Here is a 23,173-nt window from a genome sequence, read left to right as displayed (position 1 = left end):
AATTGCTTATGTTAGATGATGCGCTCAGGTCAAACCGTTTGCCCGCCGCGCCTGGTGTTGGCTACAAACCGCAACATTTCTCGCAAATCCTTGAAAACGCACAGCCCGTGGCTTGGCTGGAAATACACGCCGAAAACTATATGGGGGATGGTGGCAGGCCGTTGGCGCAGCTGCGGCATTTATCAAAGCAGTTTCCCATTTCCGTGCACGGTGTTGGCCTATCAATCGGTGGAGAAACCCCATTGGATTTGGACCACCTAGCCAGATTGAAGCATCTGGTGGGTTGGCTAAACCCAGCCAGCTTTTCCGAGCACCTAGCGTGGTCAACCCATAACAGTCATTTTCTAAACGACCTTCTGCCCCTGCCTTACACTGGCGCGACCCTTACAAGGGTCTGCGAACACATTGAGCAGGTTCAGGAAACAGTCGGACGCCAAATGTTGCTAGAGAACCCGTCCAGCTATCTGGCATTTGAAGAAAGCACTTGGTCCGAGCCTGACTTTTTACGTGAAATCGTATCCCGGACCGGATGCGGGATGCTTTTAGACGTGAACAACGTTTTCGTATCGGCCACCAATCTGGATTTTTCACCACAAGAATATATCGACGCTTATCCATTGGATAAAGTTGGCGAAATCCACCTTGGCGGCCATGACGAAGACAAAGACGACCACGGTCATCCTCTTTTGATCGATAGCCATGGGCGAGAGGTTGCCAATCCTGTTTGGAAGTTGCTTGACTACGTTTTGGAAAAATCTGGTCCGAAACCGGTTTTGGTAGAGTGGGACACTGACATTCCAGACTGGCCTATCCTACAAGCGGAAGCGGACCGAGCGCTTGCGGCCCTAGAACGGGTTCCGGCATGAGTGTTTCGCAAACAGCATTCAGCGCGGCCATCTTGGATGCCACCCATCCCGTACCCGAGGGTTTGATCGACGCAAAGGCTCAACCGGCGGGAGGCCGTTTCAGTGTTTATCGTAATAACGTGGCAGTGTCGCTTACCGAGGCAATGCAACAAGCTTTTCCTGTCGTCACCAAACTGCTTGGCAAACAGAATATGGACGGCCTAGCGGGAATATTCTTGCGGCAACACCCGCCCTCCTCACCTTTGATGATGTTCTACGGCGAGGAGTTTCCGGAGTTTCTGGGTGGAATGGCGCAATTATCTCATCTGGGTTACCTGCCAGATGTTGCGCGTCTAGAGTTGGCCATGCGACGTGCCTACCATGCCGCTGACAGCACGGCCATTGACCCCCAATCGCTTGCCATTCCACCAGAAGACCTGATGCAAGCGAGGTTGACACTGGCACCAGCTATTCAGGTTCTGTCATCAGATTGGCCGATCTATTCGATTTGGCGGTACAATACGCAACCAAATGCAGCCAAGCCAGAGTCCCAAGCGCAAGATATTCTGGTTACACGACCTGAGTTCGACCCCCTACCGGGCCTTCTATCTGAAGGAGGCGTGATTTGGATTGACCTAATCCAGAACGGGACGTCAATCGGCGAAGCATTCGAAATCACCGTGACCGAAACCCCTGAATTTGACCTCGGAAGCACTCTGGCGCTGCTTTTGCAGGGCGGCGCAATAACATCAGTGAATATTGAAAGGCCCGGGACATGAATGCTCTGATCTCAAGCTACAACAACTCAATGGAAAAGGTAGACTTGGCCTCTGGTTGGTTGACGCCGACCTTGGCGAGGCTGGTCTTTATTTCCGTTCTGTTGGTTTATTATTGGAACTCGGCCATGTTGAAGATTGACGGATCAATCTTCTCTCCGTCTGCTGGCGCGTTCGGTCAGATTTTCCCCAAGGCCGCCGAGGCCGTACTGTATGATGTCACCCAAATGACCTTTTTTCAGAGGATAGTGATTTTTTTCGGCACGGTAGCTGAGTTTGTCTTACCGGCGCTTCTGTTGGTTGGTCTGCTTACTCGGCTGGCTGCCCTTGGCATGATCGGGTTTGTTTGGGTCCAAACATTGGTCGACGTTAACGGACACGGCGTGAAGCTTGGCGGATTGTTCGACAATGCCGTGACACTGATGGATCAAAGAGTGATGTGGACCTTCTTGTTCCTTGTGATTGCGATCAACGGCGCAGGTCCTATTTCGCTGGATCGAGTCCTACGCCTTAAATAATTTAGAAATGCGCCTTGGGCTCGTCCGGTTTTCCTGCGGCCAGCCCAAGGAGCCCTGCTACACCAGCAAAAGCTATGGGGAACATAGTAAAAACGCCAAATCCAAAGGCGTAGTACATGCCCGCTGCGGAAATCAGCAACAACATCCCAGCTAGCAGTGCCCTTGCGTGCGCCATGGCCCCACCTGCGATGGCAAGTAAAGGTGCCAGGATGGAGGCAGTTTGCACCAATTGCGGGTTTTCAACCTGCTCGGCGATTCCTTCTATCTCGCCAAACTGGTCAATGAATTCGACAAACCCATAACTAAAAAACCCGACGATCATACCGACAAGCCCAGCTATTACGCCCAAAACCATAGTGGCGTTACGCATCTACTACTCTCCAAAGTTGTCGGACCTACATATGCAACCGCTTATGTAACGCCAAGACCCTTGCGTGTTTCTTCTGTCCATCCAAGGAACAGATTGCCATCTGACTCGATCAGTGGGCGTTTCATCAGAGTCGGGTATTCCTGCAACAACACCTCTATCGGCTGCTGACGAGCTTTTTCATCCAGCTCACGCCAGGTAGTTGATCGCGTATTGAGCAAAGCTTTGCCGAAATTTTTGAGGGCCTTTTGCATCACTTCGTCCGGAACGCCTTGAGCGCGAACGTCTACAAATTCAATTTTTGAAATAACTTTCAAGGCCTTGCGGCAAGTATCGCAAGTTTTCAGACCGTATAGGCGCATTTTTTGGAAGTTCCCGTGGTAGTTAAAAATTGGGCAATAATATCATCTTAACCCAGTTATTCTTGATTTTTTACATTACCGTGCAATGTTGAAAAAGACGAAACACGCAATTCGGGCCGTCTCGTTTGGGCGAAACAGTGATGCGTTGCGGTAGCGTCAACCACTACCCCGTCAATTTAGGGGAAAACGTGAAGGTAAAAGGAGACACGGGAAATGCCAACTGGCACCGTGAAGTGGTTTAATACAACCAAAGGCTATGGGTTTATCGCCCCCGATGAAGGCGGCAAAGACGTGTTTGTTCATATCTCAGCCGTTGAACGCTCCGGTTTGACCGGGCTCGCAGACAATCAAAAAGTCGCGTATGAGTTGCAGGACGGACGCGACGGACGCCAAATGGCGGCTGATTTGAAGCCATTATGACTGCATTTCCGCCTTTGGCGGAGAATTTTTGAGCAAGGTTAGCGGCCCCGATTTGGCCGTTAACCGTCTTACCCGGGTTCAACCGCGTGCAGGCTCTTCGATTTTATGAGCGAGCCAATCTTCTCCCATTGCCACGATGCAGGATGTGCCATTTGCATAAGTGATAACCATTGTCCAAGCACCTGACCTGCTCGTCCAAACTTCCATTACCTGCTCGGGACTGCGGACGCCTGTTGCAACCCTGTGCGACCCGAATTGGCGGGTCAACTTGTCATGCATACGGCTAGTAGGCTCACAGATAATTTCCGCAATTGGTGATTTCGCTTGAGCATGGTCCCCAAGCATCATCGCAAGGAGTAAGCACGTGAAAACTTTGTATGTCCTCATAAACCTAATGTAACAGGTTCATGACAAAACGTATAGACAAATGATATGCGAAATCAGCTCTCTCGAATCACATCTTCGAACTCTCGCCATTCTCGCGCAGTCATTCCAGAGTTTTCCCGAGTAACCTCTTCACCTGACAGCATCCGGCGCAAACATGAAACCATCTGTGCGGATAGATTCACCGCCCCGAGACGGTAGTCTTCAAAGGCGCGGTAAGCAAAAGGAACCCAATCCGCCACTATTTTGCACATGGTTTCAGCATAAATCCGAATCTCGTACTGAGCATGCGGATCTGCGCGAAGGCGAAGAAAATGGAACAGGTTGTGCAGATCCACTTTCCAATACCACTGCGTGTAGATGTTCGCAGGCAGGTTCATCCGAGCAAGTTCGCGCGCAAGACCCTGCTGCCCGTTCTGCCCGATCATAGCTTCATAGTTATCATAGCAGCGGGAGCTGTCGGCTTTGAGTATCTCAAGAACACGTGCGGCTTCCTCGCCGGTTAACATCTCCCCTCTGCCTTGGTTGTTAACCGCAGACTGCGCGGCAATGTGCTCCGGCGCCGGAATATAGAACTCACGGTCAAGTATCGAATACCGCGCTGAGTATTCGTTCACATTAGCAGTACGATGGCGAATCCATTGACGAGCGACAAAGACCGGCAGCTTGACGTGCAACTTGACTTCGCACATTTCAAACGGTGTCGAATGCCAATGCCGCATAAGATAGCGGATCAACCCCTCGTCATTCTGCACCGACTTTGTGCCTTTGCCATATGACACCCGAGCAGCCTGACAGATTGCAGCGTCGTCACCCATATAATCGATTACGCGGACAAATCCGTGATCCAGAACCTGATGCGCTGTGTACAGGTGGTCTTCCATACCCTCAGAAACGACGCGGCGGGTTTGTGTCACCTGCGCACGTTGTTCTTCGATTTCGGCTAATTGCTCGGAAGACAGCAGCATGAAACGGTCCTTTCCAGAAATGAGTCGCCGACCACTATATATCGATACAAGCGCCTTCGAAACCGCGATATGTGCGGCTCGCGAAGTAACATCTAAATTGTATTTCCCTTGCCCTCTCGACACGCTCCCGCTGCGCGCTAAGCTGCAACCAATCTAAATTGACATAAGGAAAGCCACGATGGGGCTGAAATATCTTCACACTATGGTTCGCGTGAAGGACCTAGAGAAATCCCTTGCTTTTTACCAATTGCTTGGCCTGAAGGAAACACGCCGCTACGACAGCGAAGCTGGCCGTTTTTCATTGATCTTTCTGGCGCCACCCGGGCAAGAGGATGCGCCGATCGAACTGACTTACAACTGGGATGGTGACGCCGACTTGCCAAGCGACAGCCGCCACTTTGGTCATCTGGCCTATGGCGTCGATAATATTTACGAGACCTGCCAACATCTTCAGGACAATGGCGTTGTAATCAACCGTCCCCCACGGGATGGGCGTATGGCCTTTGTTCGCTCGCCTGACAATATCTCAGTCGAGCTATTACAGAATGGCGACTCGTTAGCACCGGCCGAGCCTTGGGTGAGCATGGAAAGCGTCGGCCACTGGTGATTCCCAGATTGATAACCATTGGGCTGGTCGGTTTGGCCGGCCCGGTCCAAGCCGAACAATGTCGCCTCGCGCTGGCGCTAGCCATTGACATTTCGACGTCAGTAGATGCCCAGGAAGACGCATTACAAAGACACGGCTTGGCTGCAGCCCTGATCGCTCCGGAGGTTGTTGACGCCTTTTTGTCGAATCCATCACCGGTAGCTTTGGCAGTCTACGAATGGTCAGGGAGTTTCAACCAAACTTTGCTGTTGGACTGGCATTTGGTGGATTCCCAGGATGACCTTCTATTCGTCGCTCAAAAGATCAGCGCGTCAGAACGTTCAGCGCAGGACTCTCCGACCGCTATGGGCCATGCCTTGGCGTACGGCGCGACACTTATGCAGCGCGCACCTATGTGCTTGTATCAAACCATAGATATTTCTGGTGACGGCAAGAATAACGATGGTTATGCGCCGCAAATCGCATATCGACACTTTCCATTTCACAACATCACGGTCAATGGGCTGGTCATAAATGCTGCAGATTTCGAAGGCGAGATCGATCTTATTCCGTTCTTTCGGGAAAACGTCCTGCACGGCGCCGGAGCCTTTCTTGAAATCGCTGACGGATTTCAAGATTTCGAACGTGCCATGCGCCGCAAATTAGAGCGTGAGTTGAAGAGTTTTCAGCTAAGCGAGATGCGGAAAACGACGGTTCAATGATGCGGATAATGGTTCTTTTCCTCTGCCTTTTGGCCGGATCTCTGTCCGCCCAATGCCGCCAGGCCTTGGTTTTAGGATTGGACGTTTCAGGTTCAGTAGATGGGTCCGAATATCGTTTACAACTGAACGGGTTAGCCGCCGCGATGCGACAGCCAGAGGTTATGCAACTGATCCTGTCAAACCCCGAGGCACCAGTTCGATTGGCGGTTTTTGAATGGAGCGAACCAAGACACCAACGCGTTTTGATAGAATGGACCACTGTTCAATCGCCAGATGACATTTTGAAAATTGCGCAAACGCTGGAGGCATCGCCACGTAGCAACGCACCGCTTGGCACTGCTGTTGGGTCGGCAATGCTTTTCGGAGCCAACCTTCTTGCAGATCAAGGTAACTGTTGGAAACGTACGCTGGACCTGTCCGGTGACGGCAAGCACAATCTCGGACCGCACCCGCGCGAAGTCAAATCTGCACTTCAAACGGCCGGAATAACGATAAACGGACTGGTGGTCGGAGCCGATGATCCGAACAATGGCGATAAACGCTACGTTCAAGTAGGAGAACTTTCTGCATACTACAAAACATGGGTTATTTTGGGTCCCAACGCGTTTATTGAGGTGGCGCTGGGATTTGACGACTACGAGGCAGCAATGACCCGCAAACTGATCCGTGAACTTAAGGGGCTGAGCCTGTCACAGCTCAGCTTGCCAAATCAATAAATATACCGGATCTGATCGGTCCAATATCGTTCGACTCTGCGTAACGATCCAGTGATCTCATCTATCACCTCGGGGCCCAATACGTCGCGACTTTGCAGACCTTCTGCATGACGGGCAAAAAGCTCTGCAACAACGTCACGAATTTCACGTCCTCTAGGCGTAAGCCGCACCCGGACTGACCTGCGGTCAATCTCGCATCGTTGATGATGCATATAACCCATTTCCACCAGTTTTTTCAGGTTGTAGCTAACGTTGCTGCCCTGATAGTATCCACGGCTTTTCAGCTCCCCTGCTGTTACCTCATGATCACCGATGTTGAACAGCAATAAGGCCTGAACAGCGTTGATCTCCAACACACCGACGCGCTCGAATTCATCCTTGATGACATCCAAAAGCAAACGGTGCAGACGCTCTACCAAAGCAAGCGACTCAAGATAGCTGGTCATGAACCCTTTAGTTCCTGGCACTGAAACCTGCATTTCCATACTCATCTAACCCTCCGATTCAATCGTACTGTTTCAGGCAGGATGAGAGGAAATTCCCAAAATTCAGTTAAGCCAATTTTGCATTATTTTTGAAATGTCTTTGAAATGTCTGCGACCAAATCGACAAATTGTTCAGGTGGTGAGGTTTGTCCGGTCACCCATTGATAAAGGTCTTGATCATTTTCTTGCAGAAGCGCGTCATAGTTCGCCAACCCCACAGCATCCATATTTTGCAGGTTTCGATCAGCGTAAGCAGACAGAATCAAATCCATCTCTTTAATACCGCGCCGCATCGAACGCATCTTCATGCGCTTGATCCGCGTCTCTCTGGTTTCGTTCACTTTGTCTCTTCCAACATCAGCCGAAGTTTTTTCTCAAGTCGGGCGGCTCGCTCAGCACTTGCCCGCATCTCGCCGCGGATCGCACGTAGTTCAGCTACGACGCCTGCCAGTTCCGGTCGCTCTTCATCGGCATCGAAGGGTTCGTCCATTCCTTCACCTTCGCCGGTCAATAGCCACATGATCGAAACATTGACCATGCCCGCCATCATTGAAAGGCGATTCGCGCGTGGTTCGGACAAGTCATTTTCCCACGCCGCGATAGTCGACTTTTTTACCCCCAGCCGACGAGCGAGATCCGACTGGGTCATTCCCGCAGCCTCACGTGCGCCGGCCAGCCTGTCCCCAAAGGTCGCTGCGTCTGGTCCGAACCAGTCGTTTTCCGTGCTCATCAGAGCCTCCAACTCGTATTTTTCTTTGGCTTGATCGTTGTTCGGGCGCACCCTATGACAGTCAGGCTGAACATACAAACCGAGGCCGCCCATGAGTTTCCTGTCTGCGACATTGTCACGCGTAAAACCATCGCCCACCATTGCGATGACAGCAAAGGCAGCCGAGTTGAAAGCCGCTGGGCGCGACGTCATTGGTCTAAGCGCCGGCGAACCGGATTTTGATACTCCTCAGAACATCAAAGACGCAGCAGTTGCAGCCATTGCAGCGGGAAAAACGAAATACACCGCTCCTGACGGAATTCCTGAACTGAAACAGGCCGCTTGCGCTAAAATGAAGCGAGATCATGGGCTTGATTACACACCTGCACAAATTTCAGTCGGGACTGGCGGCAAGCAGACGCTGTATAATGCACTGATGGCCACCATGAACGAAGGAGACGAAGTGGTAATTCCCGCCCCTTACTGGGTCAGCTATCCCGATATGGTTCTTCTGGCGGGCGGAACTCCTGTGATTGCTGAAACATCTCTTCAGACCAATTTCAAATTGACTGCAGATCAACTTGAAGCAGCAATCACACCCAAAACCAAGTGGTTCATCTTCAATTCACCGTCAAACCCCACCGGAGCCGGATACAGTAGGGCAGAGTTGAAAGAGTTGACTGATGTGCTGATGCGTCACCCGCACGTTTGGATCATGTCCGACGATATGTACGAGCATCTGGCCTATGATGGCTTCGAATTCTGCACACCGGCAGAAGTTGAGCCTCGTCTTTATGACCGCACTCTCACGTGCAACGGCGTGTCCAAAGCCTATGCCATGACTGGCTGGCGTATAGGGTATGCGGCTGGTCCGGTTGAAATCATAGCCGCGATGCGAAAAATTCAGTCTCAATCTACGTCGAATCCGTGCTCGATCAGTCAATGGGCAGCAGTCGAAGCCCTAAACGGGACACAGGACTTCTTGGCGCCGAACAATGAAACTTTCAAACGGCGCCGCGACCTTGTCGTGGAGATGTTGAATGCAGTGGAAGGTATCTCGTGCCCAACACCCGAGGGCGCATTTTACGTTTACCCGTCGATTTCGGGATTAATCGGGAAAACCACGCCAGCGGGGACGGTCATCGTCGATGATGAAACCTTTGCATCAGCCCTGCTGGAAGAAGCAGATGTAGCGGTCGTGTTTGGAGCGGCATTTGGCCTGTCTCCGAATTTCCGGGTTAGCTATGCGACCTCTGACGAAGCGCTGAAAGAGGCTTGCTTGCGGATTCAACGCTTTTGCGCAGCACTGACCTGACGGAGTATTATTATGTCAACCGAGTTGCCAGAATATTACTTTCGGGTACGTGAAAATGGCGCCGTGGTTTTCAAGATCGACACCGAAAATCGCCAGCGTCGGATCGAAATGGACCAGATTGCTGTGATCAACATTCGAAATGGTGAGGTCAAACCACACGGGCAACGTATATTGTCCGAGGCTGATAACGCAGAAATCGCGCGATGGGTGGCAAGCCGCAAGAACCTTTTGGAAAGAAGGGACATCGACGATATCCATCGGGCTGTCGATCACCTGAACTTGACGGCGCAATGGGCGCAATCAAAGGCTACGGAAGATCAGCTTGAAGAAATAACAGACAACTTGTTGATGGCGATGCACGACCTTCGCTCAGTACTTGTAAGGAAAAAAGCGGATCGGTTGCGAAAGACTGATTAACCTATCCTGCCGAGGCTGCGACAGTGCGGACAGAGCGCAGCCAAAACCGTGCCATAAGCAAAACCGCGGCACATGCCAGCCCAAGCACAAGACCCAGCCATATTCCAATACCATCCATCCCCTGAACGAATCCAAAATAATAGGACGAGGGGATACCCACAGCCCAGTAACTGAGCGCGGCCATTATCATAGGGATTTTCGCATCCTGTAGTCCGCGTAACAGACCCAACGCGATCACCTGTGCACCGTCCACCAACTGGAATAAAGCAGCCATTGCCAAAAGACCCGAACCGATCGCCAAAATCTGTGTGCGCTGCGGGTTATCTGGTTCCATGAACAAGGAAATAAGCGGCTCGGCGCAGGTCAAAAATAGGATAATCGTCAGGATAGACACGGCCAATGACATTACCGTCACAGCAATTGCACCTCTTTCCAGATGTGCCCGGTCACGACGACCCAAAGCGTTGCCGGCTCGGATCGTAGCCGCGTTAGAAAGCCCCAAATGGATCATGAACGTAGCCGAGGCGAGATTTAGCGCGATGCCGTGAGCGGCCAACGGAACCTTACCTATCCACCCCATCATAAAGGCAGAAGTCGCAAACAATGAAACTTCGGCCAAAAGCGTCAGGCCGATGGGTACACCCAGTTTCAGAACACTTGCGAACATCTCCCAATCAGGACGCCAAAACCTTTGAAACAAGCTGTGTTCGGGCAATACGCGTACCGCGTAGATTACCACGCAAAGCAGGGAAACAATTTGCGTTACGACTGAGGCAATTGCAGCACCCATAACACCCAGTTCCGGCGCGCCCCAATTACCAAAAATCAACGCGTAATTAGTAACAGCGTTCACCAACGCTGCTGCGACGGTTATCCAAAGAACGATCTGAGTACGCTCGAGTGCGGCGAGGTACGATTTCAAAACCATCACTAGTAGAGCGGGAATTATTCCCCACCCTGCTACACGCAAATATTCCGAAGCGGTTTGTGCCACCTGTGGCTCTTGCTTCAGGGCTACAAGAATCGGGTGAGACCACCAGAGCAATGGCATCGTTAGTGCTGCGTAAATAAGGGAAAGCCAAAGCCCCATGCGGGTTGAGCGACGAATACTAGTTTCATTTTCTTCCGCCGCAGCAGTTGCCACCATTGGCATGACCGCCAAACCGAACCCGGCACCGAATAAAAAAAGCACAAAGAAATAGCTGCTAGCCAGGGTCACAGCAGCCAAAGCCTCGACCCCATACCACCCCAACATAACAGTGTCTGTAAGTCCTATGGCGAATTGGGCTAGGTGCCCGCCAACCAACGGCAAACCCAAAATGGCAATGGCTCGGAAATGGCCGGGATATGTCATGGTCTTGTTCATCGTCTCAGCCATATTCCCGGCCAAACCGCGGGACAAGAGCAGATCGATTAAATTTCAATTTGAGACTACGTTATTGCGAAGTTTCACAGGCAGCATGTTTTTCCAGAACCTGTTCTGTCGCTTGATTGCACCAAGTTGATTTACACTAACATCACGAAATAACGTCGGAACCGCGACACAGTATTTGAAGGCCAACAATGGACAGCAGATTCGTCGATCTGAACGGACGGCCATTTTTTGTCAGAACTTGGGGAAGCGAAGACAATCCTCCGCTACTCATGCTGCACGGATTTCCAGAATACGGCGGTGCCTGGTCTGATCTTGCCCCGTTTCTGGCCGATAGGTTTTATTGCATTGCTCCTGATCAACGCGGATATGGACAAAGCTGGGCACCCGACGGCGTAGAAAACTATACACTTTCACATCTTGTCGCGGATATGGCGGCTCTGATTTCGACCCTCAAATCACCAGTAAATGTTCTGGGCCATGATTGGGGGGCTTCAGTCGCCTACGGCCTTGCAATGTTCAGGGGTCAACTGGTGGATCGCCTAATAGTAGCGAATGGGGTTCACCCAGCGCCATTTCAACGCGCATTAGCAGCTGGCAAGGCGCAAACTCGAGCATCTCAATACATCAATCGATTGCGGGCTCCCGACGCCGCCGCTGCGCTGTCAGAGGATAATTTTTCTAAACTCGAACATTTCTTTCGTCACGGCATGGGATTGGATTGGCTCACTCAAGATCGAATGGTCAAATACCGCGATGAATGGGCTCGACCAGGTCGACTTGAGGCTATGTTGAACTGGTACCGTGCTTCGCCTCTTGTTGTTGCAAAACCGGGAAAGCCGCAGACCGATATACCGGAATTGCCAATTAACCGCCTGCAAGTTCCTTGCCCACATCTTTTGCTCTGGGGGGACGATGACATAGCCCTGCTACCCGAATCAACTGAAGGGCTGGAAACTTTTGCGCCAAACCTTACTCGCGTCTCAATTCCCGGCACAGACCATTGGCTTCACCACGAAAAACCAGATTTGGTCGCAAAAGAGATTTTTAACTGGCTGAAGTAAATTTTGAGCCAACAAAACGAGATGCTCAGCGGTGACCCCAGTCTTCCGGGTTATCGGAGTTGTTCGGGGACAGCCCCAACACGTCCCCTTCGGTCGAACATCCCAAACCCAATACCGTGCGATTGGCATAGGCGAAATAAGCGCAAACCTGATTGATCTCAAGAATTTCGCCATCATCCCAACCAACTTTGCGCAGAGCGTCGACGTCTGCCTCGGTCATTCCAGCTGGATCTGTTGTCAACTTGCGCGCATATTTCATAGCCTTGACCTGCGCCGTGTCTATCGGTGCCTGCTCGGGCTCACCGGCCTCAATCGCAATCCGAATTTCGCGAACGCGAGGGTCGTCCGCTAGCAGACGTCGAAGCCCGTTAAAATGGTGTTCGACGCAATAGGAACAGCAGTTGAGCGAACTCACCCAAACACCGAGAACCTCAAGAAACCATTTGGGCACCCTATTGCCAGAATGATGCAAGACTGACTTGTAAATAGCCATATGACCTTCCATCGAGTGCGGCCGAAGGCTGTGCGCCATCATGATATTATCGACATTGTTGTCAGGGCCAGTGATACGGTCGTACAGCTTCTTAAGTTTGCCTGTTGCCCTGTCAAAAGGAATGGTTTCTATCCAAGTCAATCTATGTCCTTTCTTTCCCAGTGCCTGCTTTGAGAAAACACTACTGCGCCCCGAAGATTCAGCGACAATACAATCTCTGAAATTCTGCTTTTACAATAGGTTATCTACTGGTTCGCAGGATGGCAAAGCAATCAGGCCCCATGTTTGCGACACACGAATGTCGTAGCAGACAGTGGCATTTTCATATCCGTTGCACCAAAACTGCGGTGTATCGAAGCCAGCATTTTCTTGGCTACTTCTTCGGGTGAAACGCGACCCCGTTCCTTTATCTCATCGATCAATGGATTGCCAAACACCAAGGCCTGGGCAAAAGATTCCGGATCCTTTATGAGCTTTTCCAATCGGATGGTCTCATATTCGACTTCTTGCCATCCTGCATTCGCCAGGTCCGCCAATACCACTTTCGGATCGCCGTAGTGAAATGGTACTGTGTAGAACCCCGGCGGATCATCGGGGAAAAAGCTCGCCGCTACATCATTTGCCATTTTAGAGAAGGGGTTTTCCTCCATTGGACTCCAAACGTTGAAAACATAGCGGCCGCCGGGTTTCGCAACCCTCAGGGCTTCGCGAAACGAGGCAACCTTGTCTGGAAAGAACATTACGCCAAACTGACAGACCACGAGGTCGAAACTTGCGCTTTCAACTGGCAAATCCATAGCATTTGCCACTAAAAATTTTACGCTTTCTCCCGCGCCAAACTTCGCTTTTGCTACGTCCAGCATCGGTCCATTAAGGTCGGTAACAACCAAGGAGCATTCGTTAGACAAGCTGTCTCGCAGCTTTCGGCTGACGATGCCGGTTCCCGCCGCCAGTTCGATCGCGGATAGTACTGTTTCGTTGCAACACGCTTCGACAAGGTAATTGGCATAATCCTCAAAAATATTTGGACCCAGACCCTTGTCGTAGTGATTAGGTATGTCACCAATGAATCCAGAAGCGTTCGTACTCATATGAAGTCTCCGATGCAATCAAGGTGAAGTGTTCCTTCCAAGCTATCAGGAAACGACCCATAGGTCGAAAATGATGTTTTGCGGTTACAAATCCACAACACCTCGCGCCCCCCTTCCCCCAGACCACATCACCTGCCATAATGTGGGAAACAAATAAGTAAGAGCAGCACCCATGCCAGACGATCTGTTGACGCCCGAAGCCACTGCCGCCTATGACGCCTCTTCGATTGAAGTCCTTGAGGGACTTGAACCTGTACGCAAACGTCCTGGCATGTATATCGGCGGCACGGATGAACGTGCGCTGCACCACATGGTCGCTGAAATCCTCGACAATTCGATGGACGAAGCCGTGGCGGGACACGCCAACAGGATCGAAGTAGAGCTGCATGAGGATTACGCACTGACTGTTCGCGACAATGGTCGGGGAATACCGATAGATCCGCATCCAAAGTTCCCTGACAAGTCAGCTTTGGAAGTAATCCTTTGCACTTTGCACGCGGGCGGCAAATTCTCAGGCAAAGCGTATCAAACGTCAGGCGGTTTGCACGGGGTTGGCGCATCTGTGGTCAATGCTTTGTCCGACTCGATGGTTGTTCAGGTGGCTCGCGACAAACAATTGTTCGAGCAGAGATTTTCGCGAGGCGTCCCTCTGGGCCCGGTCGAAAAACTTGGGGCCGCCCCAAACCGGCGCGGTACAACAGTTACCTTCCACGCGGACGAAGAAATCTTTGGGCATCACAGGTTCAAACCCGCGCGTCTTTTCAAATCCATACGTTCCAAAGCCTATCTGTTTTCGGGCGTGGAAATCCGTTGGAAATCAGCTATCGACGATGGCGAAACCCCCACCGAGGCAAGCTTTCACTTCCCTGGCGGCCTGTCGGACTATTTGAACGAGACGATGAACGGATCGTCCACTTATGCCGATCAGCCGTTTGCCGGAACCGTGGATTTTCAGGAAAAGTTCGGCGCCCCCGGCAAGGTCGAGTGGGCAATCAACTGGACACCCTCGCGCGATGGGTTCATCCAGTCCTATTGTAATACTGTCCCAACACCCGAAGGCGGTACGCATGTAGCGGGTTTCTGGGCGGCGATCCTTAAGGGTATTAAGGCGTACGGTGAACTGATCAACAACAAGAAAGCTGGTCAAATCACGCGCGATGACTTGATCACCGGTGGTTGCGCTTTGGTCAGCTGTTTCATCCGAGAACCGGAATTTGTGGGCCAGACCAAAGACCGTCTAGCGACGGTCGAGGCGCAGCGGCTTGTTGAAAACTCGGTTCGTGACCATTTCGACAACTGGCTGGCTGCCGATACGAAATCCGCCGGATCGATTCTCGACTTTCTCATCCTTCGGGCCGAAGAACGCCTTCGACGCCGTCAGGAAAAGGAAACCGCCCGCAAATCCGCCACTAAGAAACTTCGCCTGCCCGGCAAGCTGGTGGATTGTTCTTCGCAGACCCGCGACGGTACGGAATTGTTCATTGTCGAAGGCGACTCGGCTGGCGGCTCGGCCAAAATGGGACGCGACCGCAAAACTCAGGCCCTGCTACCGTTACGCGGGAAGATTCTGAACGTGCTGGGCGCGGCCAGTTCGAAACTGGGCACAAATGCCGAGATCAATGACCTGACGCAGGCGCTGGGCGTGGGTCTCGGCACCCGTTTCAATGTCGATGACCTGCGCTATGACAAGATTATCATCATGACAGACGCGGATGTGGACGGGGCGCATATCGCCTCTCTGCTGATGACGTTCTTCTTCACCCAGATGCGCCCGATGATCGATGCAGGCCACCTGTACCTTGCCTGCCCACCCCTATACCGCCTGACCCAAGGCGCGAAACGCGTCTATTGCCTGGACGAGGCCGAGCGTGACGAGTGGATGGAAAAAGGTCTGGGCGGCAAGGGCAAGATTGACGTATCCCGCTTCAAAGGTCTGGGTGAGATGGATGCCAAGGACCTGAAGGAAACCACGATGGACCCCAAATCCCGGAAATTAATCCGGGTCACCATAGACGAGGACGAACCCGGTGAGACCGGAGACCTTGTCGAACGCCTGATGGGCAAAAAACCCGAACTGCGGTTCCAATACATTCAGGAGAACGCGCGGTTTGTGGAAGAGTTGGATGTTTAAGGAGATTTAATTGTATTTGATGGTAGCCGACGAGGCTGATCAAGATGGCTCAAAGGAATTCTTAGTTTATACTGGTGTATTTTTTCCTTTAAGAAATGTTCAAAGTCTTTCCGACGAAGTTGCTTCACTATTAGAGGAAAACGAATTTCCTTCAGAGCATGATTTGAAATTTTCAACAGGTAGTAGTCCCAAAGGGTATTCAGGTCGTAAACACACTGCAATTAAGAACGGCATACTTTCGTCCGCCGCGAAACATGGTTGCAAGATTTGCTGCTACGTTGTTCCTCACGTTATCGCAAAGCGACAACCACATGAAAAAAAACTTAAATTTGGCGTCAACACCCTGCTTTATAAATTCGAACAATTCATGTTTGAACAAAATGTTGATGGTGGCGTAGCGCTATTCGACAAATCGGAAGACTACAAACAAAAGACTTACCTCAAAGACGCCTTTAAGCTTGGGATATGGTCGGAACAAAAAAACAAGAAGGAAACTAAAACGCATAGTTCACATCGACAATACAGCAATGGGACATTCTCATTTAACGTCTATTGCAGACGTCATAACCGGAGCCTACCGGTTTGTCGTTACCGAGCCTGATAAAGACAAAGTGGGGACGGTTCTATTGAACGCGCTTGTGGATATCATGTGGTCGGTGCCGGAAGGAAATGACGTAAATGTTCGTGAACGCGGAATCTGCATTCGACCGTTGGAAATTAAGAATAGTGCAATCAAAGCAGATGTTGATTCACTTGTAAGCCGGCTGGAACAATGGAGTAAGCCTTGAAGACAACCAACCGAACTTGAGCGTCGGTTTACGACTGATATTCAACCCGGTCAAACTATGAAATTGCGAACTGTATGCGACCGTTTTCGCCAACACTACCCACGCGCCCTACCCACGAGGGTACGGAAGGGGCCCGCCTTCGAAGTCGGGTCGGGTTCGTGCATGGTGCCATGCATCATAAAAAATCTGGGTGGCGCAGGACGTCTCGGCACGCGGTTCGCAAAATTCTCGTTGCCTAACCTGTTGATCCCGTTCACACTTACCCTCAAACCGTCAACCAAGAACGATATTTGAGGTTCCGAGCGTCCAAGACCCAAGTTGAACGACAACAAACTTTCGAACGGGAGGACGACATGAAGACATTGACCCTTGGGCTGGCCCTGACCCTGCTGGCCTCGCATGCATCGGCGCAACAGATGCTGAGCACCGCTTCACCCATTCCAGACGGTGCCGAGACGCGGTTTTGCTATTACGATGGTATGGCCTATTCACCAGATTCATTTATCCTGCTTGTGGGTGATAACACCGTGACCTCTACCGTCAGCAAGATTGAGGAGCGGTTGTTGCGGTGCCATCGCAACGATGACGGATCCCTCTCGTGGCGACCTCAGAGCACTTTCCAGTTGAACAAGTAACCCGCTGAAAGGTGAGTATTTTAGCTTACCTTGTTTTCAAGCCAATCCACAATTTGCCCGGCAGGTTTTTCCCAGCCGGGCTCCATAAACAGAAAATGCGCGTGGTTCTTTACGGGCAAGAAAGTGGCACGGTCTCCGTACAGTTTAGCTAGTGCACGACAGGTATTAGGGTTCACTGCGCGATCCTCGGTCCCCGAAACGATCAAGACCGGGCAATCGACCTTTTCGATATCAACCTTCATCGCATGGTCGTCGTCAAACATCCAAAAAAACATCTCGAACATGACCCGCCCGCTTTCGGCACCTAACTGATCGAAGACCTCATGCTGCTGCGCTTCGGGCATCTTATTGAGAGCAAAGGGTGCCATCAGATCGAATTCAACGCGCATGGGCTGTTTCCAAAACGCCCCACCCTCCATCAGCGCCCGCGGAACTGCACGTTCGTCGTCAGTTTCTGGCAAAGTGCCCCACGGCGCGTTGGGATTGATCAGTACGATTGCGCTGGCCAACCCGCGAGACGCCACCTGCTGCGCCACGACGCCTGCAATAGCATGGCCTAAAATAACCGGCTTGCTATCAAGCCCTTCCACGAATTGCGCGATATCATTTGAATAATCCATGACACTGGTATCAGTCAGTCCCGGATCAGGCGCGGCCTCTGGATTACCACCGTGATATCGCAGCGCTGGCGTATGGACAGTCCAACCCCGGTCGCGAAAAAAACCAGCGTAATCCGCCATACACCACGGTCCGGCAAATGCACCGTGGATCAGAACAATCTCTTTCGCCATGGAAAATGCTCCCTCGTTTCATAGCAGTATGAAAGGTGAGGGAGATGTTCCGCAAGAGCCTTAGAGCGCAGCTTTGAACAGAGCGGTCAGATTGGCCTCGGTCAGCTCAATCGGGTTGCCGCCACAAGACGGATCTATGATGGCCCCCCGCACTAATTCGGGGATATCCGCCTCGGTCACGCCCAATTCTGACAGTCCGCGAGGTATGCCAAGGCTATCGTTAAAGTCCTGAACAAACTTACGAAATCCGTCGAAACCTCCGCCGATGCCGAGGTAAGCTGCGGCGGCTTGGAAGCGATCAGCAATTGCCGTTGCGTTAAAATCCAGCACCGAAGGCATGCACACTGCATTGGTTGTGCCATGGTGGGTGTTGAAGACTGCACCAATCGGGTGGCTCATCGCGTGGATCGCGCCGAGACCCTTCTGAAACGCTGTTGCGCCCATGGCTGCCGCGCTCATCATCTGTGCCCGGGCTTCGATGTCTGTTCCATCAGCATATGCGCGCGGCAAATAATCTTTGACAAGGCGCATGCCTTCCAAAGCAATCCCCTGACTCATCGGGTGGTAGTGCGGGCTGGAAAACGCCTCGACACAATGGGCAAACGCATCCAGCCCAGTACCGGCGGTAATAAAGTTTGGCATATCTACCGTCAGTTCTGGATCGCAAATTACTACCGTCGGTAAGACCTTGGGGTGGAAAATGATCTTCTTGGCATGGGATTGAGAGTTGGTAATAACACTGGCGCGACCTACTTCAGAGCCTGTTCCAGCGGTTGTCGGTACCGCGATAATTGGTGCGATTGCGTCGGCATCAGCGCGGGTCCACCAATCGCCGATGTCCTCGAAGTCCCAAACCGGACGTGTTTGACCGGACATAAAAGCAACCATTTTGCCCAGATCCAGCCCAGATCCGCCCCCAAATGCGATCACACCGTCATGACCGCCTGCATTATAAGCAGCCACGCCCGCATCGAGGTTCTTTTCGTTGGGGTTCGGGTCCACATCGGCAAACAAACCGCGGCCCAGATCAGAGTCTTCTAAGATATCCAACGTTGACTGCGTTATAGGAAGGTCTGCCAGTCCTTTGTCGGTAACCAAAAGAGGATTTTTCATACCCGCCGCTGCACAAGCCTCTGGCAGCTCCCGGATACGACCTGCCCCGAACTTGATCGTGGTCGGATAAGACCAGTTTCCAACAAGAGACATTTCTGTTTTCCTTTTTTGCTTTGCGGTGTCCTAAAGAATTGATTTTTCGGGCTAAAATGGAGAATTCAGCCCGTTACCTTTTTCAAATGGAACGATTTGGGACGTGTCAAGTTATGATATCCAATGACAGACAGACCGCCCCCGCGCCCAGTATTTTTACATCCCGTCCAGCATAAACCGGGGTCCAGATAGTCAGCCCTGTTCATGAAAACAGTCCCAGTTTCAATCTCGTTTCCCACGCGCTCTGCCCGATCCAAATCCTGGGTCCAAAGCGATGCGGTAAGCCCAAACTCACTATCATTCATCAAAGCAATCGCTTGTTCATCAGAAGACACTTTCATTATGCCGACGACGGGACCAAAACTTTCGTCCCGCATTACACGCATGTCATGGGACACGTCAGTCAGGATTTGCGGTGTAACAAATGCACCGCCGTCATCTTCCGGCATTCTGTCTATATGCGCGACTGCGCCTGCCGCGACTGCTTCAGAAATCTGGGCCCGAACCTCGTCTGCAAATCGGATATTTGCCATCGGACCAATCGTCGTTTCCGCGTCCAGGGGGTTGCCCAATTTGTATCCTTTAACCACCTCAATCGCCTTGGCAACGAAATCGTCATAGAGGCTTTCATGGACATAGATTCTTTCGATCCCGCAGCAACACTGCCCTGAATTGAACATTGCCCCATCGATCAAGGTTTCGACTGCTGCATCCAGATCAGCATCGTCCATTACATATCCTGGGTCTTTGCCCCCCAGCTCAGTTCCGACGCCTGTAAATGTTCCCGCAGCTGCCAGTTCCATTGATTTGCCGCCGCCAACGGACCCCGTGAAATTCACAAAGTCAAACGCGTTACCTGAGATCAGCTCGTTGGTAAGGTCATGGTTTAAGAAAACGTTCTGAAAGACATCCTCGGGTACCCCTGCGGCTTGGAAGGCATTTGCCATACGCTCGCCCACCAAAAGGGTTTGTGTTGCGTGCTTCAGGATGACGGTATTGCCCGCAATAAGTGCCGGAGCAACTGTGTTGATGGCCGTCATATAGGGGTAGTTCCAAGGCGCGACAACAAAGACGACTCCATGCGGAATGCGTTTGATATAGCGTCTGAAAGATTCGTCTTCTCCGACCTCTATATCAGCGAGAGAAGAGTCTGCGATCTCCGCCATATAGCTTGCGCGCTCGTTGAACCCCGCAAACTCACCACCATAACGGACAGGACGGCCCATCATATGCGCCAGTTCCAGCACAACTTCCTCGTTCATCGCGCCGACGGCGGCAACGCCAGCCATCACGAGATCAATCCGTTCGCTCAACGGCCGCGCCGCCCATGCTGGCTGTGCAGCACGTGCATTTGACGCGATCTCGAACGCCTCATCTCGGGACAGAACGTTACGCGCGGCATAAACCGATCCGTCAATCGGCGAAATGCATTTTAACACCTGACCCATGGTCTCTCCATTATCAAAAAAATGCAGATCAACTGCGTCACCATGTCCAAAAACTGTGCCCGAGGCTAAAGGATGCGCCCGAATACCTGATCAGAGCTCACGCCCGTTCGAACCCCCTGGCCACCTCCCAATCCGTCACTACGCGATCGAACTCTTCGATTTCGACCTCGGCTGCGCGAACGTAATGGTTTACGACTTCATCACCCATCGCTGACCGCAGCATTTTGGAATCGTTGAGCGCATCCCTTGCAGAACACAGATTTCCAGGGATCATACCAGTTTCTCCCTGATAAACGTCGCCCTTGGCTGGCGGTTGCAACTCCAGCTTTTCCTCAATGCCGGCGATACCTGCCGCCAGCATCCCTGCCATCGCAAGATAAGGATTCATGTCGGAACCCGGGATGCGGCACTCGACCCGGACTGCCTTTGTTCCTTCCCCGCAAAGTCTGAAACCAGCCGTTCGGTTGTCTACCGACCAAATGATTCTTGTAGGCGCAAAGGTGCCTTTCATAAAGCGCTTGTAGCTATTGACGTAGGGCGCCATGAAATAGGTGTAGTCGGCAGCGTATTTCAGCAATCCAGCCATGTAGTTTTTCATTAGTGCAGACATGCCCAGATCGTCAGACTTGTCGTAAAACGCTGGCTGCCCATCCAACCAAAGCGATTGATGCACGTGTGAGGAACTACCAACTTTGTCGTGATGCCATTTCGGTAAAAACGTGGCGGCATGGCCGTGCTGCCACGCGATTTCCTTTACCGCGTTCTTGGCGATTGAGTGGTATTCAGCTGTAGCCATCGCTGGCGCATATTTGATGTTCAGCTCTTCCTGTCCTGTCTCGGCCTCACCCTTAGAGTTTTCTACCGGTATACCCGCATTCCATAGATGATTGCGGATCGGGCGCATCACATGTTCTTCTTTGGTGGTCTGAAGTATGTGATAGTCCTCGTTATAACCCGAAATAGGTTCCAGATCGCGAAAGCCTTCCTTTCGGATCTGGTCAAAGCTTTTTTCGAAAAGAAAAAACTCCAGCTCTGTAGCACACATTGCCTCTAAACCCATATTTTTCAGTCGATTAACCTGCTTTTTCAGGATTGACCTGGGCGCGTGCGGAACTTCTTCGTGGGTGTGGTGATCCAACACATCACACATTACCATCGCTGTGCCATCCAACCACGGAACCGGGCGCAGAGTGCCAAGGTCGGGCTTCATTACGTAGTCGCCGTACCCCCTTTCCCAACTGGTCGAGGCATATCCGTCCGGTGTACCCATCTCGATATCCGTGGCTAGCAAGTAATTGCAGCAATGGGTTTCTTCCCAAGCCCCAGCCACAAAGTGGCCAGCGTGGAACCGCTTGCCCATCAAGCGCCCCTGCATATCGACCATGCAGACCAGCACTGTATCAGTTTCACCAGCTGCCACCTGCGTCTTGAGATCGTCCAGCGTCATTTAAGCCTCATTCCCAGAGTTTCAGGGCAGGCGCCCTCGCCTGCCCCGTTTCGTCTCAGCCGTAGCGATATGGCCGACCCGCCTTGAGCATTTCGGCGTTATAGCGTTTGAAGATATCGACGACTTTGGCTTTAGTCTCAGATTCAGCGGCTATCTCATCCCAGAACTTCACAGCGGCTTCTTCAACAGTTGCCCATTCTTCGTCTGGAATGGTGGTGAGCTGCATCTTGGTTCCGTTCACACGTAGGTTGGCCTCACCGCCCCAATACCACCATTGGCGATAATAATGCGATTGATCGCAGCACACTTTGAACAGGGTCTGCAGATCTTCGGGCAATTCATTCCAACGGTCCATGTTGGCAAAGAAATGACCCGCCCAAGCACCCGAGATGTTGTTGGTCAGGAAATAGTTGGTCACATCTGCCCAACCGACGGTGTAGTCTTCGGTGATGCCCGACCACGCGATACCATCCAACTCGCCCGTCTGAACAGCAACCTCAATGTCTTCCCACGGCAGAGTTACTGGAACCACACCGAACTGGCTGAGGAAACGGCCAGCTGTTGGGAATGTAAAGACACGTTTGCCCTTCATATCCTCCAACGAGTTGATTGGGTCCTTTGTTGCAAAGTGGCACGGGTCCCAAGCGCCAGCACTGATGTGTTTCACGCCGACTTTGGAGTATTCTTCGTCCCAGATCTCGTTCAGGCCCCATTGATTAAATAACACCGGAACGTCCAGAGAATAGCGCGAAGCAAATGGGAAGTATCCCCCGAAAACCGTAACCTCTGTCGGCGAAGCCATCGAGTCATCATCAGATTGCACCGCGTCGATCGTGCCTTTCTGCATGGCACGGAACAGTTCACCCGTAGGAACCAGTTGGTCGGCATAGAACAGTTCGATCTGCATCCTGTCACCGGCGATCTTGTTGAACATTTCGATTGCAGGATCGATCACATGCGCCGCCAGTGCAGGTCCGGCATAGGTCTGCATCCGCCATGTTATCGTGCTCTGCGCCAATGCTGGCGCTGCCAAGGGGGCAGCAGCCACACCAACCCCAGCTGTTTTCAGAAACTTACGTCTTGTCGTCATGTCAATTTCCTCTCCGTTAAAGTTCCC

The 23,173-nt window shown here is 51.9% G+C and carries 28 protein-coding genes; 13 read left to right on the top strand and 15 right to left on the bottom strand.

Annotated features, from left to right (window positions below; genetic code table 11):
* The first annotated feature begins 8 nt into the window (after window positions 1–8).
* From bufB to AC2FNV_RS02210, 3 genes are read left to right on the top strand one after another with little or no spacing between them, the layout of a single operon-like run.
* Window positions 9–866, top strand: coding sequence for an MNIO family bufferin maturase (gene bufB / locus AC2FNV_RS02220; protein ID WP_170603831.1), 858 nt, complete (start codon window positions 9–11; stop codon window positions 864–866).
* Complete coding sequence (locus tag AC2FNV_RS02215) at window positions 863–1,624, top strand: HvfC/BufC N-terminal domain-containing protein (RefSeq protein WP_170603832.1); 762 nt, start codon at window positions 863–865, stop codon at window positions 1,622–1,624. Before bufB ends, AC2FNV_RS02215 begins: the two co-directional genes overlap by 4 nt.
* Complete coding sequence (locus AC2FNV_RS02210; protein WP_170603833.1) at window positions 1,621–2,139, top strand: DoxX family membrane protein; 519 nt, start codon at window positions 1,621–1,623, stop codon at window positions 2,137–2,139. The genes AC2FNV_RS02215 and AC2FNV_RS02210 overlap by 4 nt, the downstream gene beginning before the upstream one ends.
* Window position 2,140: 1 nt before the next feature.
* Here AC2FNV_RS02210 and AC2FNV_RS02205 read toward each other — a convergent pair whose 3' ends face one another.
* Together AC2FNV_RS02205 and AC2FNV_RS02200 are read right to left on the bottom strand one after the other, a co-directional pair.
* Window positions 2,141–2,509, bottom strand: coding sequence for a hypothetical protein (locus tag AC2FNV_RS02205; RefSeq protein ID WP_496772271.1), 369 nt, complete (start codon window positions 2,507–2,509; stop codon window positions 2,141–2,143).
* A gap of 41 nt (window positions 2,510–2,550) precedes the next feature.
* Entirely contained in the window at window positions 2,551–2,868 is a 318-nt protein-coding gene (locus AC2FNV_RS02200; protein ID WP_170603835.1) for an ArsC/Spx/MgsR family protein, read from the bottom strand.
* Between the two features lie 213 nt (window positions 2,869–3,081).
* Here AC2FNV_RS02200 and AC2FNV_RS02195 point away from each other — a divergent pair, with 213 nt between their 5' ends.
* Complete coding sequence (locus AC2FNV_RS02195) at window positions 3,082–3,288, top strand: cold-shock protein (RefSeq protein WP_170475872.1); 207 nt, start codon at window positions 3,082–3,084, stop codon at window positions 3,286–3,288.
* Between the two features lie 78 nt (window positions 3,289–3,366).
* Here the strand turns inward: AC2FNV_RS02195 and AC2FNV_RS02190 are convergent, their stop codons facing one another.
* Together AC2FNV_RS02190 and thyX are read right to left on the bottom strand one after the other, a co-directional pair.
* Window positions 3,367–3,495: a hypothetical protein gene (locus AC2FNV_RS02190; protein ID WP_302478001.1), complete on the bottom strand. Its 129-nt coding sequence runs from the start codon at window positions 3,493–3,495 to the stop codon at window positions 3,367–3,369.
* A 233-nt stretch (window positions 3,496–3,728) separates the two neighbouring features.
* The gene (thyX, locus tag AC2FNV_RS02185) at window positions 3,729–4,640 is read right to left on the bottom strand and encodes an FAD-dependent thymidylate synthase (protein WP_170603837.1); all 912 of its coding nucleotides are present in this window, start codon (window positions 4,638–4,640) and stop codon (window positions 3,729–3,731) included.
* 178 nt (window positions 4,641–4,818) lie between these two features.
* Here thyX and AC2FNV_RS02180 point away from each other — a divergent pair, with 178 nt between their 5' ends.
* The 3 genes from AC2FNV_RS02180 to AC2FNV_RS02170 are packed head-to-tail and all read left to right on the top strand — an operon-like array spanning window position 4,819 to window position 6,664.
* Window positions 4,819–5,247, top strand: a complete 429-nt coding sequence (locus AC2FNV_RS02180) for a VOC family protein (RefSeq protein WP_170603838.1) — start codon at window positions 4,819–4,821, stop codon at window positions 5,245–5,247.
* Complete coding sequence (locus AC2FNV_RS02175; protein ID WP_437436808.1) at window positions 5,244–5,948, top strand: DUF1194 domain-containing protein; 705 nt, start codon at window positions 5,244–5,246, stop codon at window positions 5,946–5,948. Before AC2FNV_RS02180 ends, AC2FNV_RS02175 begins: the two co-directional genes overlap by 4 nt.
* Window positions 5,945–6,664, top strand: a complete 720-nt coding sequence (locus AC2FNV_RS02170) for a DUF1194 domain-containing protein (protein WP_170603839.1) — start codon at window positions 5,945–5,947, stop codon at window positions 6,662–6,664. The genes AC2FNV_RS02175 and AC2FNV_RS02170 overlap by 4 nt, the downstream gene beginning before the upstream one ends.
* Here the strand turns inward: AC2FNV_RS02170 and AC2FNV_RS02165 are convergent.
* The 3 genes from AC2FNV_RS02165 to AC2FNV_RS02155 form a co-directional block, all read right to left on the bottom strand.
* Entirely contained in the window at window positions 6,658–7,155 is a 498-nt protein-coding gene (locus AC2FNV_RS02165) for a MarR family winged helix-turn-helix transcriptional regulator (RefSeq protein ID WP_170603840.1), read from the bottom strand. The two genes, AC2FNV_RS02170 and AC2FNV_RS02165, sit on opposite strands and share 7 nt — an antisense overlap.
* A 77-nt stretch (window positions 7,156–7,232) precedes the next feature.
* On the bottom strand, window positions 7,233–7,490 hold the full coding sequence (locus AC2FNV_RS02160) for a succinate dehydrogenase assembly factor 2 (RefSeq protein ID WP_367648104.1): 258 nt from the start codon (window positions 7,488–7,490) through the stop codon (window positions 7,233–7,235).
* A complete protein-coding gene (locus AC2FNV_RS02155; protein ID WP_170603841.1) occupies window positions 7,487–7,879 on the bottom strand; it encodes a helix-turn-helix domain-containing protein in 393 nt (130 codons plus the stop codon). The genes AC2FNV_RS02160 and AC2FNV_RS02155 overlap by 4 nt, the downstream gene beginning before the upstream one ends.
* 91 nt (window positions 7,880–7,970) lie before the next feature.
* Here AC2FNV_RS02155 and AC2FNV_RS02150 point away from each other — a divergent pair, with 91 nt between their 5' ends.
* Together AC2FNV_RS02150 and AC2FNV_RS02145 are read left to right on the top strand one after the other, a co-directional pair.
* Complete coding sequence (locus AC2FNV_RS02150; protein ID WP_170475886.1) at window positions 7,971–9,173, top strand: pyridoxal phosphate-dependent aminotransferase; 1,203 nt, start codon at window positions 7,971–7,973, stop codon at window positions 9,171–9,173.
* A gap of 12 nt (window positions 9,174–9,185) precedes the next feature.
* Complete coding sequence (locus tag AC2FNV_RS02145; protein WP_170475887.1) at window positions 9,186–9,590, top strand: hypothetical protein; 405 nt, start codon at window positions 9,186–9,188, stop codon at window positions 9,588–9,590.
* 1 nt (window position 9,591) lies between these two features.
* On the opposite strand, the gene AC2FNV_RS02140 is transcribed toward AC2FNV_RS02145, so the two are convergent.
* Window positions 9,592–10,956, bottom strand: a complete 1,365-nt coding sequence (locus tag AC2FNV_RS02140) for an MATE family efflux transporter (protein WP_170603842.1) — start codon at window positions 10,954–10,956, stop codon at window positions 9,592–9,594.
* A gap of 197 nt (window positions 10,957–11,153) precedes the next feature.
* On the opposite strand from AC2FNV_RS02140, the gene AC2FNV_RS02135 reads away from it, so the two are divergent.
* Entirely contained in the window at window positions 11,154–12,026 is an 873-nt protein-coding gene (locus tag AC2FNV_RS02135; protein WP_170603843.1) for an alpha/beta fold hydrolase, read from the top strand.
* Between the two features lie 25 nt (window positions 12,027–12,051).
* Here the strand turns inward: AC2FNV_RS02135 and AC2FNV_RS02130 are convergent, their stop codons facing one another.
* The gene (locus tag AC2FNV_RS02130) at window positions 12,052–12,660 is read right to left on the bottom strand and encodes a carboxymuconolactone decarboxylase family protein (RefSeq protein WP_170475893.1); all 609 of its coding nucleotides are present in this window, start codon (window positions 12,658–12,660) and stop codon (window positions 12,052–12,054) included.
* A gap of 131 nt (window positions 12,661–12,791) precedes the next feature.
* Window positions 12,792–13,610, bottom strand: a complete 819-nt coding sequence (locus tag AC2FNV_RS02125; protein ID WP_170603844.1) for a class I SAM-dependent methyltransferase — start codon at window positions 13,608–13,610, stop codon at window positions 12,792–12,794.
* Between the two features lie 172 nt (window positions 13,611–13,782).
* On the opposite strand from AC2FNV_RS02125, the gene parE reads away from it, so the two are divergent.
* The 3 genes from parE (at window position 13,783) to AC2FNV_RS02110 (ending at window position 17,164) form a co-directional block, all read left to right on the top strand.
* Window positions 13,783–15,741 carry a DNA topoisomerase IV subunit B gene (gene parE / locus AC2FNV_RS02120; RefSeq protein WP_170475897.1) on the top strand — a complete coding sequence of 653 codons (1,959 nt, stop codon included), beginning with the start codon at window positions 13,783–13,785 and terminating at the stop codon, window positions 15,739–15,741.
* 10 nt (window positions 15,742–15,751) lie between these two features.
* On the top strand, window positions 15,752–16,342 hold the full coding sequence (locus AC2FNV_RS02115) for a hypothetical protein (RefSeq protein WP_496772260.1): 591 nt from the start codon (window positions 15,752–15,754) through the stop codon (window positions 16,340–16,342).
* Between the two features lie 540 nt (window positions 16,343–16,882).
* Window positions 16,883–17,164 carry a hypothetical protein gene (locus tag AC2FNV_RS02110; protein ID WP_170475901.1) on the top strand — a complete coding sequence of 94 codons (282 nt, stop codon included), beginning with the start codon at window positions 16,883–16,885 and terminating at the stop codon, window positions 17,162–17,164.
* 20 nt (window positions 17,165–17,184) lie between these two features.
* On the opposite strand, the gene AC2FNV_RS02105 is transcribed toward AC2FNV_RS02110, so the two are convergent.
* The 5 genes from AC2FNV_RS02105 to AC2FNV_RS02085 all read right to left on the bottom strand — a co-directional run bounded on the left by AC2FNV_RS02105 (window position 17,185) and on the right by AC2FNV_RS02085 (window position 23,146).
* Window positions 17,185–17,955, bottom strand: coding sequence for an alpha/beta hydrolase (locus AC2FNV_RS02105; RefSeq protein ID WP_170610305.1), 771 nt, complete (start codon window positions 17,953–17,955; stop codon window positions 17,185–17,187).
* Window positions 17,956–18,015: 60 nt separating this feature from the next.
* Window positions 18,016–19,161, bottom strand: a complete 1,146-nt coding sequence (locus tag AC2FNV_RS02100) for an iron-containing alcohol dehydrogenase (RefSeq protein ID WP_170603848.1) — start codon at window positions 19,159–19,161, stop codon at window positions 18,016–18,018.
* A gap of 65 nt (window positions 19,162–19,226) precedes the next feature.
* Entirely contained in the window at window positions 19,227–20,609 is a 1,383-nt protein-coding gene (locus tag AC2FNV_RS02095) for an aldehyde dehydrogenase family protein (protein WP_170603849.1), read from the bottom strand.
* 97 nt (window positions 20,610–20,706) lie between these two features.
* Window positions 20,707–22,056, bottom strand: a complete 1,350-nt coding sequence (locus AC2FNV_RS02090) for a glutamine synthetase family protein (RefSeq protein ID WP_170610307.1) — start codon at window positions 22,054–22,056, stop codon at window positions 20,707–20,709.
* Between the two features lie 55 nt (window positions 22,057–22,111).
* A complete protein-coding gene (locus AC2FNV_RS02085) occupies window positions 22,112–23,146 on the bottom strand; it encodes a TRAP transporter substrate-binding protein (protein ID WP_170603851.1) in 1,035 nt (344 codons plus the stop codon).
* Between the last annotated feature and the right edge of the window lie 27 nt (window positions 23,147–23,173).

The sequence above is a fragment of the Ruegeria sp. BHSA163 genome (assembly GCF_059613365.1).
This window is presented reverse-complemented; position numbering and strand designations above follow the sequence as displayed.

Excerpts from the sequence above, each read along its gene's own strand:
- AC2FNV_RS02085 (WP_170603851.1), bottom strand. The coding sequence starts at position 23,146 with ATGACGACAAGACGTAAGTTTCTGAAAACAGCTGGGGTTGGTGTGGCT.
- AC2FNV_RS02170 (WP_170603839.1), top strand. The coding sequence starts at position 5,945 with ATGATGCGGATAATGGTTCTTTTCCTCTGCCTTTTGGCCGGATCTCTG.
- AC2FNV_RS02155 (WP_170603841.1), bottom strand. The coding sequence starts at position 7,879 with ATGAGCACGGAAAACGACTGGTTCGGACCAGACGCAGCGACCTTTGGG.
- AC2FNV_RS02110 (WP_170475901.1), top strand. The coding sequence starts at position 16,883 with ATGAAGACATTGACCCTTGGGCTGGCCCTGACCCTGCTGGCCTCGCAT.
- AC2FNV_RS02215 (WP_170603832.1), top strand. The coding sequence starts at position 863 with ATGAGTGTTTCGCAAACAGCATTCAGCGCGGCCATCTTGGATGCCACC.
- AC2FNV_RS02100 (WP_170603848.1), bottom strand. The coding sequence starts at position 19,161 with ATGTCTCTTGTTGGAAACTGGTCTTATCCGACCACGATCAAGTTCGGG.
- thyX (WP_170603837.1), bottom strand. The coding sequence starts at position 4,640 with ATGCTGCTGTCTTCCGAGCAATTAGCCGAAATCGAAGAACAACGTGCG.
- AC2FNV_RS02210 (WP_170603833.1), top strand. The coding sequence starts at position 1,621 with ATGAATGCTCTGATCTCAAGCTACAACAACTCAATGGAAAAGGTAGAC.
- AC2FNV_RS02150 (WP_170475886.1), top strand. The coding sequence starts at position 7,971 with ATGAGTTTCCTGTCTGCGACATTGTCACGCGTAAAACCATCGCCCACC.
- AC2FNV_RS02135 (WP_170603843.1), top strand. The coding sequence starts at position 11,154 with ATGGACAGCAGATTCGTCGATCTGAACGGACGGCCATTTTTTGTCAGA.
- AC2FNV_RS02180 (WP_170603838.1), top strand. The coding sequence starts at position 4,819 with ATGGGGCTGAAATATCTTCACACTATGGTTCGCGTGAAGGACCTAGAG.
- AC2FNV_RS02200 (WP_170603835.1), bottom strand. The coding sequence starts at position 2,868 with ATGCGCCTATACGGTCTGAAAACTTGCGATACTTGCCGCAAGGCCTTG.
- bufB (WP_170603831.1), top strand. The coding sequence starts at position 9 with ATGTTAGATGATGCGCTCAGGTCAAACCGTTTGCCCGCCGCGCCTGGT.
- AC2FNV_RS02165 (WP_170603840.1), bottom strand. The coding sequence starts at position 7,155 with ATGAGTATGGAAATGCAGGTTTCAGTGCCAGGAACTAAAGGGTTCATG.
- AC2FNV_RS02145 (WP_170475887.1), top strand. The coding sequence starts at position 9,186 with ATGTCAACCGAGTTGCCAGAATATTACTTTCGGGTACGTGAAAATGGC.
- AC2FNV_RS02125 (WP_170603844.1), bottom strand. The coding sequence starts at position 13,610 with ATGAGTACGAACGCTTCTGGATTCATTGGTGACATACCTAATCACTAC.
- AC2FNV_RS02190 (WP_302478001.1), bottom strand. The coding sequence starts at position 3,495 with ATGGAAGTTTGGACGAGCAGGTCAGGTGCTTGGACAATGGTTATCACT.
- AC2FNV_RS02195 (WP_170475872.1), top strand. The coding sequence starts at position 3,082 with ATGCCAACTGGCACCGTGAAGTGGTTTAATACAACCAAAGGCTATGGG.
- AC2FNV_RS02140 (WP_170603842.1), bottom strand. The coding sequence starts at position 10,956 with ATGAACAAGACCATGACATATCCCGGCCATTTCCGAGCCATTGCCATT.
- AC2FNV_RS02205 (WP_496772271.1), bottom strand. The coding sequence starts at position 2,509 with ATGCGTAACGCCACTATGGTTTTGGGCGTAATAGCTGGGCTTGTCGGT.
- AC2FNV_RS02090 (WP_170610307.1), bottom strand. The coding sequence starts at position 22,056 with ATGACGCTGGACGATCTCAAGACGCAGGTGGCAGCTGGTGAAACTGAT.
- AC2FNV_RS02095 (WP_170603849.1), bottom strand. The coding sequence starts at position 20,609 with ATGGGTCAGGTGTTAAAATGCATTTCGCCGATTGACGGATCGGTTTAT.
- parE (WP_170475897.1), top strand. The coding sequence starts at position 13,783 with ATGCCAGACGATCTGTTGACGCCCGAAGCCACTGCCGCCTATGACGCC.
- AC2FNV_RS02105 (WP_170610305.1), bottom strand. The coding sequence starts at position 17,955 with ATGGCGAAAGAGATTGTTCTGATCCACGGTGCATTTGCCGGACCGTGG.